Source organism: Chitinophaga sancti (assembly GCF_034087045.1).
Lineage (GTDB): Bacteria > Bacteroidota > Bacteroidia > Chitinophagales > Chitinophagaceae > Chitinophaga > Chitinophaga sancti_B.
The window spans coordinates 3,903,067-3,922,122 of sequence record NZ_CP139247.1 but is presented as its reverse complement, the minus strand read 5'-3'; the positions used below and the strand labels follow the sequence as shown (position 1 = coordinate 3,922,122).

Annotated in this window: 15 protein-coding genes; 4 read left to right on the top strand and 11 right to left on the bottom strand. The window is 45.1% G+C overall.

Annotated elements, in window-relative coordinates; all coding sequences use genetic code 11:
• Positions 1-2: 2 nt before the first annotated feature.
• The 7 genes from SIO70_RS16160 to SIO70_RS16130 form a co-directional block, all read right to left on the bottom strand.
• Positions 3-572 carry a Crp/Fnr family transcriptional regulator gene (locus SIO70_RS16160; RefSeq protein WP_320581888.1) on the bottom strand — a complete coding sequence of 190 codons (570 nt, stop codon included), beginning with the start codon at positions 570-572 and terminating at the stop codon, positions 3-5.
• Between the two features lie 236 nt (positions 573-808).
• Positions 809-1,954: an efflux RND transporter periplasmic adaptor subunit gene (locus tag SIO70_RS16155; protein WP_320581887.1), complete on the bottom strand. Its 1,146-nt coding sequence runs from the start codon at positions 1,952-1,954 to the stop codon at positions 809-811.
• A 1-nt stretch (position 1,955) separates the two neighbouring features.
• Positions 1,956-6,245 carry a CusA/CzcA family heavy metal efflux RND transporter gene (locus tag SIO70_RS16150; protein ID WP_320581886.1) on the bottom strand — a complete coding sequence of 1,430 codons (4,290 nt, stop codon included), beginning with the start codon at positions 6,243-6,245 and terminating at the stop codon, positions 1,956-1,958.
• Between the two features lie 64 nt (positions 6,246-6,309).
• The gene (locus SIO70_RS16145; RefSeq protein ID WP_320581885.1) at positions 6,310-6,612 is read right to left on the bottom strand and encodes a hypothetical protein; all 303 of its coding nucleotides are present in this window, start codon (positions 6,610-6,612) and stop codon (positions 6,310-6,312) included.
• Positions 6,613-6,898: 286 nt separating this feature from the next.
• The gene (locus SIO70_RS16140) at positions 6,899-8,134 is read right to left on the bottom strand and encodes a sorbosone dehydrogenase family protein (RefSeq protein WP_320581884.1); all 1,236 of its coding nucleotides are present in this window, start codon (positions 8,132-8,134) and stop codon (positions 6,899-6,901) included.
• 462 nt (positions 8,135-8,596) lie between these two features.
• Positions 8,597-9,319 (bottom strand): SDR family oxidoreductase, encoded by a 723-nt coding sequence (locus tag SIO70_RS16135; protein WP_320581883.1) that lies wholly within the window; start codon positions 9,317-9,319, stop codon positions 8,597-8,599.
• Between the two features lie 30 nt (positions 9,320-9,349).
• Positions 9,350-9,871, bottom strand: a complete 522-nt coding sequence (locus SIO70_RS16130; RefSeq protein WP_320581882.1) for a Crp/Fnr family transcriptional regulator — start codon at positions 9,869-9,871, stop codon at positions 9,350-9,352.
• 26 nt (positions 9,872-9,897) lie between these two features.
• On the opposite strand from SIO70_RS16130, the gene SIO70_RS16125 reads away from it, so the two are divergent.
• From SIO70_RS16125 to SIO70_RS16110, 4 genes are all read left to right on the top strand, one after another.
• Positions 9,898-10,590, top strand: coding sequence for a DUF434 domain-containing protein (locus SIO70_RS16125; protein WP_320581881.1), 693 nt, complete (start codon positions 9,898-9,900; stop codon positions 10,588-10,590).
• Positions 10,591-10,633: 43 nt separating this feature from the next.
• Positions 10,634-11,212, top strand: a complete 579-nt coding sequence (locus SIO70_RS16120; RefSeq protein WP_320581880.1) for a TMEM175 family protein — start codon at positions 10,634-10,636, stop codon at positions 11,210-11,212.
• A gap of 179 nt (positions 11,213-11,391) precedes the next feature.
• Positions 11,392-13,728, top strand: coding sequence for a TonB-dependent receptor (locus tag SIO70_RS16115; RefSeq protein WP_320581879.1), 2,337 nt, complete (start codon positions 11,392-11,394; stop codon positions 13,726-13,728).
• A 33-nt stretch (positions 13,729-13,761) separates the two neighbouring features.
• The gene (locus tag SIO70_RS16110) at positions 13,762-14,652 is read left to right on the top strand and encodes a dienelactone hydrolase family protein (protein WP_320581878.1); all 891 of its coding nucleotides are present in this window, start codon (positions 13,762-13,764) and stop codon (positions 14,650-14,652) included.
• Positions 14,653-14,956: 304 nt separating this feature from the next.
• Here SIO70_RS16110 and SIO70_RS16105 read toward each other — a convergent pair whose 3' ends face one another.
• The 4 genes from SIO70_RS16105 to SIO70_RS16090 form a co-directional block, all read right to left on the bottom strand.
• Positions 14,957-16,024: an L-dopachrome tautomerase-related protein gene (locus tag SIO70_RS16105; RefSeq protein ID WP_320581877.1), complete on the bottom strand. Its 1,068-nt coding sequence runs from the start codon at positions 16,022-16,024 to the stop codon at positions 14,957-14,959.
• Positions 16,025-16,052: 28 nt separating this feature from the next.
• Positions 16,053-16,631: a UbiX family flavin prenyltransferase gene (locus tag SIO70_RS16100; RefSeq protein ID WP_320581876.1), complete on the bottom strand. Its 579-nt coding sequence runs from the start codon at positions 16,629-16,631 to the stop codon at positions 16,053-16,055.
• 57 nt (positions 16,632-16,688) lie between these two features.
• The gene (locus SIO70_RS16095; protein ID WP_320581875.1) at positions 16,689-17,408 is read right to left on the bottom strand and encodes a DUF554 domain-containing protein; all 720 of its coding nucleotides are present in this window, start codon (positions 17,406-17,408) and stop codon (positions 16,689-16,691) included.
• 63 nt (positions 17,409-17,471) lie between these two features.
• Positions 17,472-18,962: a UbiD family decarboxylase gene (locus SIO70_RS16090; protein ID WP_320581874.1), complete on the bottom strand. Its 1,491-nt coding sequence runs from the start codon at positions 18,960-18,962 to the stop codon at positions 17,472-17,474.
• Between the last annotated feature and the right edge of the window lie 94 nt (positions 18,963-19,056).

Below are 19,056 nucleotides of genomic sequence, written 5' to 3'. Positions count from 1 at the left end.
GATCAAAGGAGGGATTTCCTGATACGGCTTAACGACGACGGAGTAATACCAAGATAGGATGCGAGCATGGCCTGTGGCACCCTGTTCGCTAACCCCGGGTAGTATTCTATAAAATGCAAATAACGGGATTGCGCATCCTGTACCAGCATATTGCCGGCGGCTTTCATCTTACTTTCCAACACGGATGCTGTGATCCTTGCAAAAATATCTTTCCAGCCGGGCACCACTTTGTCGAGGTAATTGAAATCTGCTTTTGAGAACACGAGCAATACACAATCAGTCACAGCCTCTATATATTCTGAAGCAGGCAGTTCATCACGAAAACTACTGAAGTCGGCCGCAAAACGGTCTTCATATACAAAATAACGGGTGAACCCCTCTCCTGCTTTGTTATAATAACAAATACGGCAAACTCCTTCGGTTACATAACCTATTTCTTCGGATACTTTCCCGGCTTCGGAGAAACTCGCTCCTTTGGGCAGCTTTTTCCATTGTGCTTTACTTTTGATTTGCGCGATCTGTTGTTCAGTCAGGTACCCAAATTGAAGCAGGTACGTAATGAGTGGTTCCATTCCTGCAAAGTTAGGGTAAGGAGAGACAACCTGTATTACCAATTGACAACTTATTCTTTTACCAGTTGTGAGGCTTGTACCGGGGTGATCCGCCCAGTCACCGCCGGTTTGCCAGCTGAGTGTCTGCAAACCAGCGGGAGGCGGGGCATATATTGCTTTTCTTAAGGAAGCATCGGTGCATCATAATAATAGGGTAATTTTTAGCATGGGCTACATGCTAAAAATTTTACAACATACTATTCTTCCCCTTTATTCGTCAGTTTTGCCAACACAAAGAAAGCACCTTTGGTCACCACTTTGGCATGCGCAGGCAATTCTCTGACAGGAGTGATAGCGGAATATCCCACATCAGCAACACCTTTTGCTACCGGCCACTTTTCAAACTCATAGCCTTCTTTTGTTTCTTTTATCATCACAAATATATAATCCTCTCCTGCATGACTTACAATAGCGGCAGAAGGTACTGCAGGGCCTTTAATGGCACCGGTACTTACGACCGCTGTTACATTCATCCCTTCTATCAATCCTGATTTATCTCCATTCACCACTGCATGTACTGGAATTGTCTTGGTGTCATTTTCAAATGCAGTGCCTATAGAAAACACGGCTGCTTCGTACGTCTTGCCGGGATTGTTTGTCAAGGTGAAGGTAATATCCTGTTTGGGTTTCAATTTAGACAGATCCTTCTCATATACAAACAGGTCGAGGTGTAATTCAGAGTTATTGACTATCTGCGCTACGGGGGTAGCTGCATCTACATTCGCTCCTATCTCTGCCTTCACATTGCTGATGGTGCCACTGATAGGTGCAGTAATGGCAATCGTTGTGGTGATCTTGCCGGCAGACACTGCTGAGGCAGAGATCCCTAATGCAGACAGTTGTTGCTGCAAGGCATTTCGCGTAGCAGTGAGGGTAGCGATTTCGGTCTCTACCCTTTGCAGGTTTTTTAATGGCGCTGCATTGCCGGCTACTAATTCCTGCTGGCGTTGTTGTTCTATTCTTGCAAGGTTCAATTGGGCAATGGTAGATTGTAATTCCTCCTGCACCTTTGTCAGTTCAGGGTTGACGAGTGTTGCAATGACCTGTCCTTTCTTTACATAATCACCGGGTAGCACGGTCAGCGTTTTCACAATGCCACTGGTCAGTGCGGTTACTAATGCTTTGTTCTGATTAGGCACTGAGAGCATGCCGCTTAACTTGATCGCATCTACCAGGCTTTTCTGGCTGACAGTATCCAATTCAATGCCGACTGCTTTCATTTGTTCCGGCGTGATGGTGGCAACATTGGTTTCCGTTTCAGCAGCGTCGTCCTCTTCATGCGTTGCTTTTGGTTGAACGCAGGCGGATAACGTCAATATGATTAAGAAAAATACTTTCTTCATTTTATCTGTTTAAATAGAAGTTTAATTGAATGGCGGACTGATTGTATTGGTTCAATACATCCAGGTAATTTCTTTGTATATCGATAGCTTGTGTCAGGAATTGCGAAAGCTCTGCAAAACTGATTTCACCGGCCCGATAACTCAGGTTGGCAGCTTTGATGATCAGATCCGCCTGTTTCAAACCGGTGGATTCATAATAATCCAGTAACTCTTTATTCTTTTGCAACTGCTGTACATCCTGCTGACGCTCTGTTTGCAATGCTTGTTGCTGATAGTCGAGTACGGATTGCTGGAATTGTTTTTCTACCTGTGCCGCTTTGATGCTGTTATGATACGCACCTCTTCCAAACAAAGGAACACCGACAGTAAATGAGAATCCGGAATAAGGATCACGCATGCCATACAGGCGTTGTGTGAAGAAACGTCCCTGAAAATCGGGCATACGGGTTTGACGGGCTACCCTGATCTCCGCATTGGCAATGGCAATATTCTGTTCCTGTTGTTGAATAAAAGGATGAGTTACATCCAGACTGTCACCATAATCGACAGCGACCTTTTCAATGCCGGTACTCTTTGCTACATAAGCGGTATCAGTATTCAACAGTTTTTTTAATACCGCCTGCTGTACTTTCAGATCACGATCTATGAGTTGTAACTGTACAGTGGTTTCTCTTGCTTTTGCAATGGCCGCAATACTATCTAATCCGGCACTTTCACCCGTCTTTACTCTTAATACAGCGGCGGCTGACAAGGATGTATAAATACTATCCAGCCTTGTCCACAGTGCCTGTCTGCTTTGATAATACCAGAGCGCGTACCAGGTACTTTGTACTTCTCTTTTTATTTCAAGTGCTTTAATCGTGCGATTATATGCAACTGATTTAGACTGTTCATTCAGCAACTGTCTTTTTGCTTTATACAGCCCTGGCCAATCCAGGGTTTGAGAAAGCCCAATCTTCAGGATCCCTTTTGAATCGGTAGGTCGCAGGTCTTCATTCTCTGCAAAGATCCCGGTATTCGGGATGGTCGCAGCGGTGGCATTCAGCGTAAGGCTTTTTTGCAGTTGCAGGTCAGCAGATCTGATTTGCAGGTTTTGCTGTAATGCTTTGTTATACGCATCATGGAGGGTGATGGGTGATTGCGCATTTACTTTCATGGAACATGTACAACCTATTAACAGCAATATGGTCAGGGCCTTTTTCTTCATACTGATCATATACAACAAAGGCAACACGATCAGGGTCAAAATTGTCGCAGAGAGCAATCCACCAATCACCACGGTGGCCAGTGGTTTCTGTACTTCCGCTCCTGCGCCGGATGATAATGCCATTGGCAGGAAACCTAAGGAAGCCACGGTAGCTGTCATCAACACAGGTCGTAATCGTTCCATAGTGCCTCTTTTTATTCGTTCCAATACATTTGTCACGCCCTCTTTTTCCAGCTGGTTAAAGGTGCCGATCAATACAATTCCATTTAATACGGCTACGCCAAACAAGGCGATGAACCCTACACCTGCTGAGATAGAAAATGGCATTCCCCGTGTCAACAAGGCCAGTACACCACCAATAGCTGACATAGGAATGGCGGTAAAGATCAATCCTGCCTGTTTAAAAGAATGGAATGTAAAGTAGAGTAATACAAATATCAACAGCAACGCTGCTGGCACTGCTATGCTTAACCTGGCAGATGCCTGTTGCAGGTTTTCAAAAGTACCGCCATAGGTAAAGTAATACCCGGTAGGCAATTTATACTTTGCGAGTTTGTCCTGTATCTCTTCCACTACAGATTCCACATCTCTGCCTACTACATTGAAACCAATCACGACCCTGCGTCTTGCCGCTTCCCTGCTTATCTGGGCCGGACCATCTTTGAACGATACATTTGCTAACTGGCTCAATAAGATCTGGTTGCCATTGGGCAATGGAATAAAGAGGTTGGCCACATCATCAATACTGCTTCGGTGTGCACTATCCAGTCTTACAACCAGGTCAAACCGCCGCTCATTTTCAAATACAGAACCAGCTACTTCACCTGCAAAGGCAGCACTGACTATCCTGTTGATATCAGCGATGTTTAATCCATAATTGGCAATACGGATCCTGTCATATTCAATGGTGATCTGCGGCAAACCTGTTGTTTGCTCTATCTGCGGGGTGGACACACCCTTCACGCCCTGTATCACACCAGCTACTCTAGGTGCAATTGCAGCAAGGGTGTCTATATTTTCACCAAATATCTTCACCGCTACATCCTGCCGGATGCCCGTCATCAGCTCATTAAAACGCATTTGAATAGGCTGATTGGCTTCGAAAAACACACCAGGTATCTGTGCTAACTTTTCTTCCATCAGGTGGGCCAGTTCATTGTAATCTTTCGTGGTGGTCCAGGCTGATTTTTCTTTCAGCACTACGATCAGGTCAGTCGCTTCTGGCGGCATTGGATCGGTAGGGATCTCCGCACTCCCGGTACGACCGATCACCTCTTTTACTTCGGGAAACGTTTTCAATAACCGGGAGGCCTGCATAGATGTTTCAATACTCTGACTCAAAGAAGATCCCGGTGGTAAGATACAATGGAAAGCATAGTCGCCTTCCTGCAATTGCGGAATGAACTCCCCGCCCATTCTGGCAAATAATATCACCGCCATCACTGTCAGCGCTACTGCCACACTCACCACTACATACTTAAACCGGATAGCCTTGTCCAATGCCCTGCTATAAATCCGCTGAAAGTACCCGATCATCTTATCGGCAAAGGTGACCTTCTGTGAAATTTGTTTTGGCAAAAACAACGCCGACATCATAGGAATATAAGTCAGTGAAAGCAGCAAGGCACCTAATATCGCAAAGCCGACAGTCTGTGCCATGGGACGGAACATTTTGCCTTCAATGCCAACCAGTGTCAGGATAGGGATATATACTACCAAAATGATGATCTCTCCAAAAGCGGCACTGTTCCTGATCTTAGAAGCAGAAATAAATACCTCTTCATTCATCTCTGCCTGTGTCAGTTTTTGTTGGCTGGTGCGCCGGGCCAGGTGATGCAGGGTCGCTTCAACAATGATGACCGAACCGTCTACAATCAATCCAAAATCAATAGCCCCCAAACTTAGCAGGTTTGCAGATACATGGAATACATTCATCAATCCCAATGCAAAAAGCATAGATAACGGAATGGCAGATGCGACGATGATACCTGCGCGTATATTTCCTAAAAACAATACCAGTACAAAGATCACAATCAAAGCGCCTTCAACGAGGTTGCGTTCTACGGTGCTGATAGCGCGGTTGACCAGACTCGTACGATCGAGATAAGGTTCAATGATCACATCTTCGGGGAGGGCCATTTTAATCTGCTCCATTCTTGCTTTTACCCGCTTTACTACCTCTGCACTATTTGCTCCTTTCAGCATCATGATAATGCCGCCTACTACTTCTTCCTCTCCATTCAGGGTCATGGCCCCATAGCGGATCGCACTGCCAAATCTCACATTCGCCACATCCTTCATATAGACAGGAATGCCTGCGGGATTCTTAATTACAATATTGCCGATGTCTTCCAGCGAAGTCACCAACCCAATACCCCTGATGAAATAGGCATTGGGCTTTTTATCAATATAAGCACCACCGGTATTCTGGTTATTCTGGTGCAGGGCGGTGAAAATTTCGGAGATGCTTACATTCATGGCCTTCAGGCGGTCAGGATCTACAGCTACTTCATATTGCTTGAGCTTACCACCGAAGCTATTGACTTCTGCAATGCCCGGGGTGCCATAGAGTTGGCGGGCTACAATCCAGTCCTGCATAGAACGGAGGTCTGCGGCATTGTATTTATGTTCACTCCCTTTTTTAGGGCGTAATACATATTCATAAATTTGTCCCAGGCCGGTGCTCACAGGCGCCAGCTCAGGCATGGCAACACCTTCAGGTACCTGGTTCCTTACTTCCAGGAGGCGCTCATTGATGAGTTGCCTGGCAAAATATACATCCACTTTATCGTCGAATACGGCGGTCACGACCGATAAACCGAACCTTGAAACAGAACGGATTTCGATCAGATCGGGAAGGTTGGCAATGCTTTGTTCAACGGGATATGATACGAACTGCTCTACCTCCTGGGTGGCGAGCGTAGGGGCATTTGTGATAATCTGGACCTGGTTATTGGTAATGTCCGGTACGGCATCGATGGGCAGGCGCAGTGCGCTCCACACACCCCATACAATGAGTACGGCCGTGAGGCATCCAATCACCAGTTTATTGTTGATACTAAACCTGATGACTTTATCTAACATAATAAATAGTTTGTCTCATGGCAGGGTGCCATGCAGCATAAAATTGTGTAATGGTGGAGGGGAATTATGCCAGCCGGGGAGGTTGTAGTAATGAACGGGTGTAAGGAGTGGCCCGCATGGACTTGTAAGCAGCGATGTGCTTAACAGGGGGTATGGTGATGGAGAATTCAGGGGTGGTGGCTTTTGCTAATATGACACCTGATGTGCAGGAGGAGCAGGAAGCAGTGAATGGGGAGCATTCGCCTTTGTCTTTTTTTGAATTGCTGGTGGTGGTGGTTTCCTGCGCGCAACTATCCCATACACAGCAAGGTATGATGGTTTCGCAGAGAACGATGAGAGATAGTATGAAAACCAGCAAGAATTTCATGGGGGTAAATATAGGGAAAAATATTATTATTGGGTTACCATGATGTTTTTATCCCTGCTGGTAATAGTTAAGTAGACAAGTTTCATCATTCCACCAGGATAAGGTTTTTATCCATAGTTGAATAATCCGCGAATCCTTTTTCACCACCTTTATAGTATCCAGGATCCGGCGTTGCCAAAGGCGTACCTAATCTGAACTCAGGATTGTATATATAATATAACCGGCCCCAAGCAACTAAATCAGCCAATCCCGCGTGCAACAATTAGCCTGCTTCTACAAAAATTAATTAATCCGCTTTCACCTTCCACACCCTGTTCTCTTTATCATCAGTGACAAATAAATCTCCCTTCCTACTCACTGTAATTCCCACCGGTCTGCCACGCACTGTCCCCGCCACACTATCTTTTACAAACCCAGTCAAGAAGTCTTCTCCCGGGCCTGAAGGTTTACCATTTTTAAACGGAATAAAAATAACTTTATACCCTGATACCGGTTTTCTATTCCAGGATCCATGCTGCGTAATAAAAGCACCATGTCTATACTTATCCCCCGTATAAAAAACCACTCCAAGATTAGCGCTATGCGCCGGCAATGCCAGATCCGGCACAATGGCTTTCTCTACCAATCCCGGAGGCGCAGCTGGTACTCGTGGATCAATATGCTGTCCGAAATAACTATATGGCCAACCATAAAAACCACCTCGCTGTACATGCGTGAAATAATCTGGCACCAGGTCATTGCCCAATTCATCTCTTTCATTCACAATCGCCCACATATCATCTGTACCCGGCGCCCATGCAATGGTGACAGGATTTCGTATACCTGAGGCATATAATTGCAACCCACTTCCATCCACGTTCATTTCCAATATCGCCGCGCGTAATTGTTCTTTCTCTATTCCTTTCTCTCCATGATCATCACCTGACCCAACGGATACATAGAGTTTAGTATGAGATGGATTCACCAACAAATTCCTCGTCCAGTGACGATTCACTTTGCCAGCAGGCAGATCAGCGATCTTTATACCCCGCGCTGTGATGGCTGTAGCTCCCTCTTTGTAGGGAAATCGCCATATAGCGTCCGTATTTGCCACATAGAGTTGATCACCTATCAGCAACATACCAAATGGCTGATGCAGACCTGACAGGAAAGTGGTTCTTGTTTCAGGCACGCCATCATTATCCGCATCCCTGAGCAGGGTAATGCGGTTCGCACTCTTCTTTACACTATTGGAATGGGTGGCACCAATGATGGCCGCCCCTATCTTTTTGAAGAAACCAAAGTGGCTGTTGGACTCTGCTATCAGCAGGTCCCCATTGGGTAGTTCATAAATCCAGCGGGGATTTTGAAGACCGGCAGCAAATAAGCTTACCGTAAAGCCTGCCGGTGCTACCGGCTTTTCATTGTCCCCCCAGCCCTTTACCTTGCTGTATTTCGTAACAGATTTCGTAGCATGTGGGGGTGGTAATTGCTGCGCGTAATTAACCAGGGGCAAACACAGCAGCAACAATAATTTTCTCATAACAGTACATTTCTTTCATATTGTTATACAAAAGATCTGCCGCAATAAAAAGAGGTCGTATCATCTACTTATGATACGACCTCTTTTTATGCGAAAATGGTTTTCATTCCCCGTTGGTCAATTCCCTCTTTCATGAATGATTTACTCGGGTACCTGACGGAAATAGTCAATCCCTGAAGTAATGCTAAGAAGGCTTATTTATTTTTGATACGACTACTTTTTAATAATAATTCCATCATCGCATCCGCAGCCACCTGGCTCTTTTGCAATATAAATGCGCTCGAAGTCTTATCTCCTATTTCATACACAGATGCCTCTGTGCCATATGTTTTAAACAAATAACTGAATGAAGTAGAAGTCGGACCATCGCTATACAACGGTTTTATATTCGGTGTATACCCGGGTATGCTCTCCTTCAGTTTTCCGAGTCACTCCTGGTTTCTACAAAAACAACAGGCTTATTTATATCAACAGGGCACCTCCATCGACGGTTACCTTTTGTCCTGTGCTGTATGCCTGTTTCATGAGATAAAGATATGTCGGGGCGATGTCTTCCGGGGCTGCCACCCACCTGACAGGCAATGCCTGTGCAAAGGTATCAAACAGCTGTTCTCTTTCTGTGGCATTCATGCTATCCCATAAATTTGACCTCACCAGACCGGGGCTCACGATATTTACCCTCACAGGGGCCAATTCTAAGGCCATTACGCGGGTAAATCCTTCCATTGCGGCACAGATACTACTACCAATACTCCAGCTGATTGTGGGCTTTACAGCAGCAATTCCGCTGGTGAGGGTAACAGACCCTCCGGGGTTGATATAGGGAGCACCAAATTTCACAGCGGCAACGGCGCCCCAGTAGCGGATATCAAAATACCTGCGGCTGGCAGCCAGGTCCATGTCTTTGATGACAGATAAGGAGAGATTTTCACCTGCGGTGTACACGAGGTGATCAAAGTTGCCAAAGGTGTCAAAAAATGACTGGATGGCTTTTTCGTCACTCAGATCGATGGCAAATGCAGTGGTTCCGGGCGGCAATTGTTTCGCGGCGTCGTCTAATCTTTTTTGATTTTTAGATACGATTGTTACAAGTGCGCCTTCTGCGGCAGCGGCTTTTGCCGTGGCCAGTCCTAATCCGGTGCTGCCTCCGAGGATGAGCACCTTTTTGTTTGCTAAATTTTCCATGCTGTAAAACTAGCCTGCCGTATTGCCAATCTATTTACCATTTGGTAAATTCTTACGGATCCTGCTAAGGGATTGCTGGGTAATGCCAAGATAAGATGCGATATATCCTAATTGTACGCGGGCAGCGATATCAGGGAGTCTTTCAAGGAATAAACGGTAACGGGTAGTGGCATCATGGCCATGCAGCATATTCTTAAACTGTATCTTTTGTAATAACCCCTGGGTGGTATGCAAATCAAACGTCTTTTTGAAAGCTTCGTCTTCTTTGGATAACTGGTTGAATTCATCCTTCCCGATCACTAAGACTTCAACATCGGTCGCGGCCTGTATTCCCTCCAGCGCGGGTATTTGCTCCAAAAAGCTTCCCAGTATCGTACAGAAATAATCCTCCTTCAGGAAATAATGGGTAATATCATCTCCCTTGTCAGAAACAGACATAATGCGCACCACTCCCTGATTAATAAAATACAGGTGCCTGCAAATGCCACCGGGGGCAAATATGATATCTCCTTCGTTGAAGGATTGTGTTTCAAAACGGGCTTTCCAATCCATAGCTACAAATATAGTAACTTGCCTGCATGAGAACCAATGAACAGGATAATGCCTTATTTGAAGACGGGAAAAAGTTGAAACTGGCTGTAGCGGATATGTATTATTTACTATCCAGGAATTACCCTGCCAGGGCAGCTGTTGCATTGGTAGGCAACCGGTACGCACTCGTGAAGAAACAACAAACCGCATTATTGGGAATGGTATGTGGTGAACAGGAGTTGCAAAACAGGTTACAAAAAGAGCTGCGCCCTGAGCAATTGAAAGACAAGACTATTTATGTGGATGGGTTCAATATTCTCATATTGTTAGAAACGTTACTTTCCGGGGGAGTTGTATTTAAAGGACTGGATGGTTGCTATAGAGACATCTCTTCTGTACATGGCACTTACAAACAGGTAGCGCAGACTGAAGCTGTGTTATTGCTGGTGGGCCGTGCCCTGCAATCGCTGGGTGTGCAAAAGGTAGTGTGGGTTTTTGACTCACCTGTATCCAATAGTGGAAAGTTAAAAACGTATTGTTATGAGCTGGCGGCACTACATGAATTTCACTGGGAGATTATGCTGCATCAACATCCCGACCAATACCTGATTGACAACAAGGTGTGGGCATGCAGTGCCGATGCATTTGTATTGAATGAATGTACGGCATGGTTTAATCTGGGTGCGTATATGATACAACAGGATTATTTGGCGGGCAAGCATATTGTATCTGCCAGGTAAACCGGTATTAGGATAAATATCTGTAATTTAGTAAGAAACCACAATGAATAAAAGCAGGCTTGAAGCATTCAGTGACGGTGTCCTCGCCATCATCATCACCATCATGGTACTGGAAATCAAAATCCCCCACGGCACCAACCTCACCGCCATTATTCCCCTCCTCCCCATCGCGCTCTCTTACTTATTCAGTTTTATCTATGTAGGTATCTACTGGAATAACCACCACCACCTCTTCCACATTGTCAAAGAAGTAAATGGCGCTATCCTTTGGGGCAATCTTCATCTGCTCTTCTGGATCTCCTTGCTACCTTTTGCTACCGGGTGGATAGATGAGAACCATTTTGCCTCGCTGCCTGTAGCTTTCTATGGATTTATTCTCCTGATGTGTGGCGCCTCATGGAAGTTGCTGACAATTATTATTATCAAACATGAAGGACCTAACTCCCGGCTCAAAGATGCCTATAAAAGCGATTACAAAACCTATCTCTCTATTGCACTGTATATTTCCGGTATCGCTGTTGCCTGGTTCTACCCCATTATCAGTATCTTCTTTTATGTGCTCATAGCCGTTATCTGGTTCATCCCTGACAGGAGAATAGAAAATAAATTAAAAGAGCACTAATCAATTTCTACAAATTTCTTCGCTCAAAAGCGATTTATTCTTCTCTTTAATTTTTCCGGAATGCGTAAACCGGCAGACGCCCTATTGCCTAATTTTGGCACCGCCAGATTTGCATACAACTATTCTGACCAACCTGATATTGCACGAATTATATACCATTATCTATAATACTATACCACATGCTTAAAAGCACATTTTTTGTGGCAGTACTTTCTGTCTGCAGTCTCACTGTCATGGCCCAACATGGCACCATCACAGGCGAAGTAAGAACTGCCGACGGCAAGCCCGCCCCTTTCGTCGACATCACCCTCCAACCCGGTAATACCGGCACCTCTGCTGACCGACAGGGACATTATCAGCTGAATAATATCAGAACCGGTAAGTATACAATAGTCGCCAGTTTTACAGGACTGAAAGCACAATTTCAACAGGTAGAAGTAGCCAATGATCAAACCGTAACGATCAACTTCTCTCTTTCTGAAGATAATCACACCCTGCAGGAAGTTACCGTCTCTTCAGGCTATAATAAATTTGCAAAGAAGGAAACTGAGAACATCGCCCGTATGCCCCTGAAGAACCTGGAGAATCCGCAGGTGTACAATGTAGTACCAAAGGAATTACTTCAGGACCAGGTGATCGTGAGCTATAACGATGTGTTGAAAAATGTAACCGGCGTAAGCCAGGCATTGGTCAATGGTTCCAATTCCTTTAACCTGAGAGGGTTCTTTACCACCAGCTACCTGCGCAACGGCCTGCAGGATTACAAAGCTAACAGTATTGAAATTGCCAACATCGAACGCATCGAAGTACTGAAAGGTCCTTCCGCTACTTTGTTTGGTAGTTCCCTTACTTCTTTTGGCGGTCTGCTGAACAGGGTGACGAAGAAACCGTATGAGACCTTTAATGGGGAAATCAGTTATACTCTAGGGGGCTTTGGTTTAAGCAGGGTAACAGCCGATTTCAACACGCCCCTGAACAAAGAAAAAGACCTGCTACTCCGTACCAATATCGCTTACCACGATGAAGGTAGTTTTCAGGATGCAGGCTTTACAAAGCGACTGTTCATTGCGCCATCCCTTGTATATAAAGCCAGTGACAGACTTACTGTAACACTGGATGCAGAAATATATAACCAGAAAGCAAATGACTTCAACCGTTTGTTTCCGCAGGCTTCTTTTACCAAAACCAATCCACGACTGCTGAGTGTAAACTGGAAAAGATCTTACAGCAGCAACGACATCTATGGGAAAACGCCTTCTGTAAGTTTAAATGGTGGAGTAAACTACAAGATCAATGATCAGTGGACTTCACAGACCTCCTTCTCTCATACCAATTCTGAAGTAGAGGGCTATTGGAGCTGGAACAGTATTTTAGGTGATACCGCCGTTTCCCGCAATCCGGGTTATGAGCATAGCCAATATAATTATACCGAAGTACAACAGAACTTTAATGGTGATTTTAAAATAGGTAAGCTCCGCAACCGCCTCGTATTAGGGCTGGACTTCCTGAATGGTATCACGAACGCGACTTCTGCAAGCGTATATGGTTTTGACCAGGTGACAATTGCAGGTCATGACCCAAGGTATAATGAACTGACCATACCTGCTTTACAGGCGGCGCTGGCAACCGTTCCAAGCTCTAAAAGCAGGAGTGAACAAAGCATCTACAGCGCGTATGCATCCGATGTACTGAATATTACTGATGAACTGCTGGTAATGGCCAGTCTGCGTGTGGACCACTTTGTAAACAATGGTACCTACGATGCCAATAACGATACGACTACCGGCAAATATAACCAGACTGCCCTTTCTCCCAAGTTAGGGCTCGTATACCAGCTGGTGCCTAAACACCTGTCAGTATTTGGTAATTACATGAACGGTTTCAGCAATAATGCACCCACTCAACAACCAGATGGTAAATTCAGTTCTTTCAAACCAAGTCATGCGAACCAATGGGAAACCGGTGTAAAAATGGAGTTCTTTAATGGCAAACTGAATGGTACCTTCAGCTACTACCACATCAAGGTGGATGACGTGATCCGTACGAATGCTGATAGCTATTCTGTTCAGGATGGTGGTCAGCTGAGTAAAGGATACGAAGCGGAAGTGATTGCCAACCCGGTCAAAGGACTGAACATCATTGCCGGGTATGCGTACAATGATATCTATACTATCAATACAAATGCTGATGTAGATGGCCTTCATCAATGGACAGGTCCTGCACAGATGGCGAATCTGTGGGTAAGCTATCATTTTTTAAATACGGCAATACGCGGCCTTGGATTAGGGATCGGCGGTAACTATAACGGTAAGGCGTATATAACGCAGTCCCGTTCTTCCGGTGAGTTCTATCTTCCTTCTTATACTGTATTGAATGCCGTATTAAGTTATGAGCGTTCCGCTTACCGTATCAGCCTGAAAATGGATAACCTCACCAATGAAGTATACTGGGGTAGCTATGTAAGTCAGATGATGCCACGCAGATTCAGTACGACGGTATCCTTTAAGTTCAGATAATATCTTAAATTTAAAGGATAAACCTTCATCCATATGAGCAGTAACATCAAGAAAGAGGATATTAAACAGGAAGTCTTTGACCTGTATGACGATTATGCCCATAATCGCCTGAGCAGGCGGGACTTTATCGACAAGCTTTCTGTATTTGCAGTAGGGAGCATCACAGTGCCCGCACTGATGAGCTTTCTGATGCCTAACTACCAGGATAATGTACAGGTAAAACCTGATGATCCGCGACTAAAGACGGAGTTTATTACTTACAACTCCCCTAAAGGAGGCGGTAGTATCAAAGCACTTTTGTCCAAACCAGCAGATGCGAAAAAGCCATTGGGTGGTATCGTAATCGTACATGAGAACAGGGGATTGAATCCGTATATTGAAGATGTTGCAAGGCGTGCCGCATTGGCAGGGTTTATCACCATTGCACCTGATGCATTGACGCCATTAGGTGGCTATCCGGGTTCTGATGATAAAGGACGCGAACTGCAGGCGAAGAGAGATAAGAATGAAATGCTGGAAGACTTTATTGCTGCCTTTGAATATTTGAAGAGCGATAAAGATTGTAATGGCAAAGTAGGTGTGGTAGGGTTCTGTTTTGGAGGATGGATTGCGAATATGATGGCGGTGAAGGTACCCGGTCTGGCAGCAGCAGTGCCTTTTTATGGTGCACAGCCCTCACGCGACCAGGTAGCACAGATCAAGGCGCCCCTTTTATTGCATTTTGGTGAGTTGGATACACATGTGAATGAAGGATGGCCGGCTTATGAAGCAGCGCTGAAAGAAGAAAAGAAAGAGTATACGGCTTATATTTATCCGGGGGTGAATCATGGGTTTCATAATGATACGACGCCGAGGTATGACAAGGCTGCGGCAGAGTTGGCGTGGAAGCGAACGATAGATTTTTTCAAAGCAAAGCTATCATAAAAGTAGTTGTATAAAAATCTTTTCAAGGTTACTTCAGGGATTAACTATCTCCATCAGGTATCCGCATAAAAACATTCATCACTAAGGGAGTTCTCCAACAGGTATGAAAACCATTTTCAGAAAAAAGATGGGGCTGGCTCAAAACATCGAGACAGCCCCTTTTTATTCTGGTACCTGATGGAGAGAATTTTCGTACATGCAATTCCCGGAGCCTTCTGGCAACTTATGATACATCCCCATCTTTTTATGATAGCTTCCACTTACAACCGTCATAAGCTATCTAGCTAAGCGTGGGAAAATATCCTTATATTTTTAACCGAAATATTTTATATGGTAATGTAGGAGGATAAGTGATCTGGGAACAGGAAATATATAAATAGCCATCATCAGAGATACTATAACTATCCGGCCATAACAATTGCTTTTTGTCCTGCGCGATGTAATGCATTTGCAGATCTGGTGTGATCTTCACGATGGCGCTCTTTTCCAGGTCACCCATGTACAGATTGCCTTCTTTGTCTAAGATCATCCCATCGGTGGTTACAAACTTGCCCAGGTCTTTTACACTGTCCTGCAAGGTCTTCTTAGATGTCTTAAAGTTTCGAAGCAGATCGGTATTAATACGGTACAGCTTATCATCCGTCAATGGTTTGTAGTATAACCACTGCTGATCTGCCGTGAGGGCGATACCATCTGAATTCACGACCATCGTTCTACCATTCATTTCAAAGTGATACCCTTTTTCCGCCAGCACAGAATAATGATCATGTAATACCAGCCGGGAATCTCCTGTTTTTGTATTCAGCACTACAATTCCACCATTGGCGGATGTGGTCATATATGCATACCCATTCACATTGTCAATCCTGATATCATTCAGGTAACTATCCTTGCCAGCCACTGATTCGGGAAAATGATAGATCCTATCTATTTTATTGGTAGCCAGGTTTATTTTCAACACTTTATTGGCTCCCTGGTAGACAGGTCCTAAATTGATGCCTGCTGCATCTACGACCCACAAAAAACCCTGATCATCTGTCACGACGCTCTGTACACAGACAAATTTGTTTTGTCCATCTTCACCTTTTTTAAAACTATTCCAGGTAGTATCAGGATAAGGAACGGGCTCACCGTTCACCACTTCTACCACGGAATATGCGTGTTTTTCGCCCCAGTAAGGATAATTGGTAAATAACCGGCCATCTTTGGCCACCGCTACGCCCGTAATCTGGTAAGCGGAGTCTGCGAATACTTCCTCAAGCTGTGGCACTGCAGATGAAGTCGCAATCGTATCGGTAGTATTTTTATTCGTTTGTCCACTGTTGCACGCAGCCAGGAACATTCCCAGCACCAGAATATTCAATTTCGACATATGTTCTGCATTTGTTGATGCAGCAAATTTAAGGAAGTTGTGCCTTATGATCATGATTCCATCTTGGCACATCGATATCAAATCCAAAAAGATCCAGTGCTCTTGCGACTGTATGGGTTACAATTTCATCGACCGATTGTGGTCGCAGGTAAAAGGCCGGCACCGGGGGCATAATAATTCCTCCCATCTCTGTTACCTGTGTCATGCTTCTCAGGTGACCCAGGTGTAAAGGAGTTTCCCTGAATAACAATACCAGTCTCCTTCTTTCTTTCAGAACCACATCGGCCGCTCTGGATAAGAGGGAGTTGGTAATACCGCTGGCAATTTCTGACATCGTTTTTACAGAACAGGGGGCGATGAGCATCCCTAAGGTTTTGAAAGAGCCACTGGCAATAGCGGCTCCCACATCGGCGGTAGGATAAATTACATCGGCCATAGACATGAGTTCTTCATGCTTTATATCGGTTTCGTAGGTCCTTACCAGTTCCGACGCTTTGCTTACCACCAGGTGTGTTTCCACATCCTGTTCTTTGAGCAGTTCCAGTGCACGAATACCGTATTGCAGACCGGTAGCGCCACTGATACCTATTATAATCCTCTTTTTCATAAAATCAGTTTAAAGAAAAAGGCCAGCCGTTGCCTATAGCCCCGGCTGGCTATTTTGCTAATGGAAGAGTAACCTCCAGTAATGTGAGAATATCATTACCAGCAATAACGCGGGCAACATATTAGCTATAGGGAATTTCTTAATACCGCAGATCCTGAACCCTGTTACGAACATGATTATGCCGCCGCAGGCAGAGAAGTCAGCAATCAGCTGGGGAGTGGTCAAAGGCAGGATCACCCCGGCCAGTAAATACAAACCGCAGAGAATGATAAATTGCGGAATTACTGTAGTAGCCACAATAAAGCCAAGGGAAGTAGCAAATATGGCGGATGTGAAGAAATCCAGCATCGCCTTGGATATCAATACGGTTGGATCATGTGTTATACCTTCATTCAATGCCCCAAATATACCTGTACCACTTGCACTGAAGAGTACCAGTACAGCCACAAAATTCTGCAGGAAAGCCTGCGGATCTTCATTCGTTTTTTCTCTTGGGAAGATCTTCTGAATTGGTCCGTTGACACGGATAGCCGCCCATTCAATTCCCTTTTCAATTTTCAGCAGTTCACCGATCGCACTACCTACCAGCAGTGCCAGGATTACTGGTGGCAGCATGCTTACCTTGACCACTGAGTTAATACCCAGTGCCATGGAAGCTGCACCAAATGTCATAGGAAGAGCAAGACGGAGACGTTCAGGAATTTTGTTTCCCATAGTAGCCCCGATGATGGAGCCGGTTAATGTTGCGACGGAATTTATAATTGGTCCGGTTAGCATATGATTTTTTTTAGTGAGCTGGCCAAAGGAGCACCTTCAGCCAGCCCGTTTTTTTTCATCTGTTTATTTAAACCACTCAGGTAAATAAGGCGTTGCATCTACTTCTTTGAACTGCGCACGTTTGAATCTGTCTTTCAGATTCCATGGAACGGTACAGTCAAAGATAGTCTTGGTTGAAATACCCTTACCTAAAATCTTAGGATCGAATGAAGGGTCCTGTGAAGGATCCAGTGGGTGACAACGAACACCTGGAATAAAAATGGTGCTGATATCGCCCTGGTAACGGGTAGTCATTGCCCAAAATACGTCGTTGCTGTCAAAGATGTCTACATCGTCATCCACCAGGATCACCTGTTTCAGTTCAGAATAAGCAGCAAAGGCTACCAGCGCAGCTTGTCTTTCACGACCCTGATCTGTTGGTTTGGTTTTCTGAATTTGCAGTATGCTCATGAATTTACCACCACCGGAGGTATGTGCATACACGTTTTTCAGCAAACCAGGCAGTGCAGCTTCTACAGCGTTGTAAATGCTGGCTTCTGTTGGAATACCTGCCAGGCTGGTATGTTCTTCACCCGGACCTATCAGTGTTTGCATAATCGGTTTTTTGCGGGTGGTAATCGCTGTTACCCTGATCAGTGGCAGTGATTGGTTCGCAGGACCGTTATAACCTGGAAATTCAGGCATAGCGTGACCTGTGTTGGTGTTCTGGTCTTCTACTACTCTTACGTTTGGCAGAATTTCACCTTCAATCACGATTTCGGCCTTCGCGATAGCATGTTGGTTGATGGTAAGGGATTTTACCAGTTCTACTGGTTTCTTGCGCAGACCACCGGCTATGGACAGTTCGTCAAAGCCAAATGGTGTGGTAGGCGCTTCAAAACAGGAGCCGATCATGATAGCAGGATCAAGCCCCATGTTGATGGTAATAGGCAGTGGTTTGCCAGCTTTCTCTGCTTTTTCACGGAAGGCATCTATGTGTCTGCCTGGTGCAAAATAGATGGAGATGGAATCTTTGCCCTGTACGCAGAGGCGGTGAATAGTTACATCGCTGTGGCCTGTTTCAGGATCTGAGCCTAATACCAGTCCTTCGCAGAAATAAGGACCCGCATCTTCAGGTGTATTCGTTGGTGCAGGCAGGATCTTTCTCAGGTCAAAATCCTTGTCGGTAGCTTTGTACACTACTTCCTGGCAGGGGGCCCCTGCATTGGGTACCACTACAGGGGCAATGTAATTCTTTACAGCCTGACCCATGTATTTACCCAGTTCTACGCCTGGCGCACCCAACATAGCCGCTACTCTGTCTCTGCTAGCCAGCAGGCCCACCAGTACCTTAGCACCAGGATACCCCTTTACATTAGTGAACATCATGGCAGGGCCAAGGCGGGTAGGACGCTGTACGGTACCACCTGCACCTATTTGTTTGTATACACCTGCCAAGTCCGCATTTGGATCGATCAATACATCTGTTTCATGATATTGCTGAGGAATTGTTTTCAATAATTCCAATGCACTCCGCAAGTCATCGATTACTATGGGTTTGTTTTCCTGACTCATTGTGTTATTGTTTTATAAAACAAAGGTCATCCATCAAAATTCGCCGTGCTTGCACTATTGACTTATTAAATAGGACAATTCGAACCGGATTAAA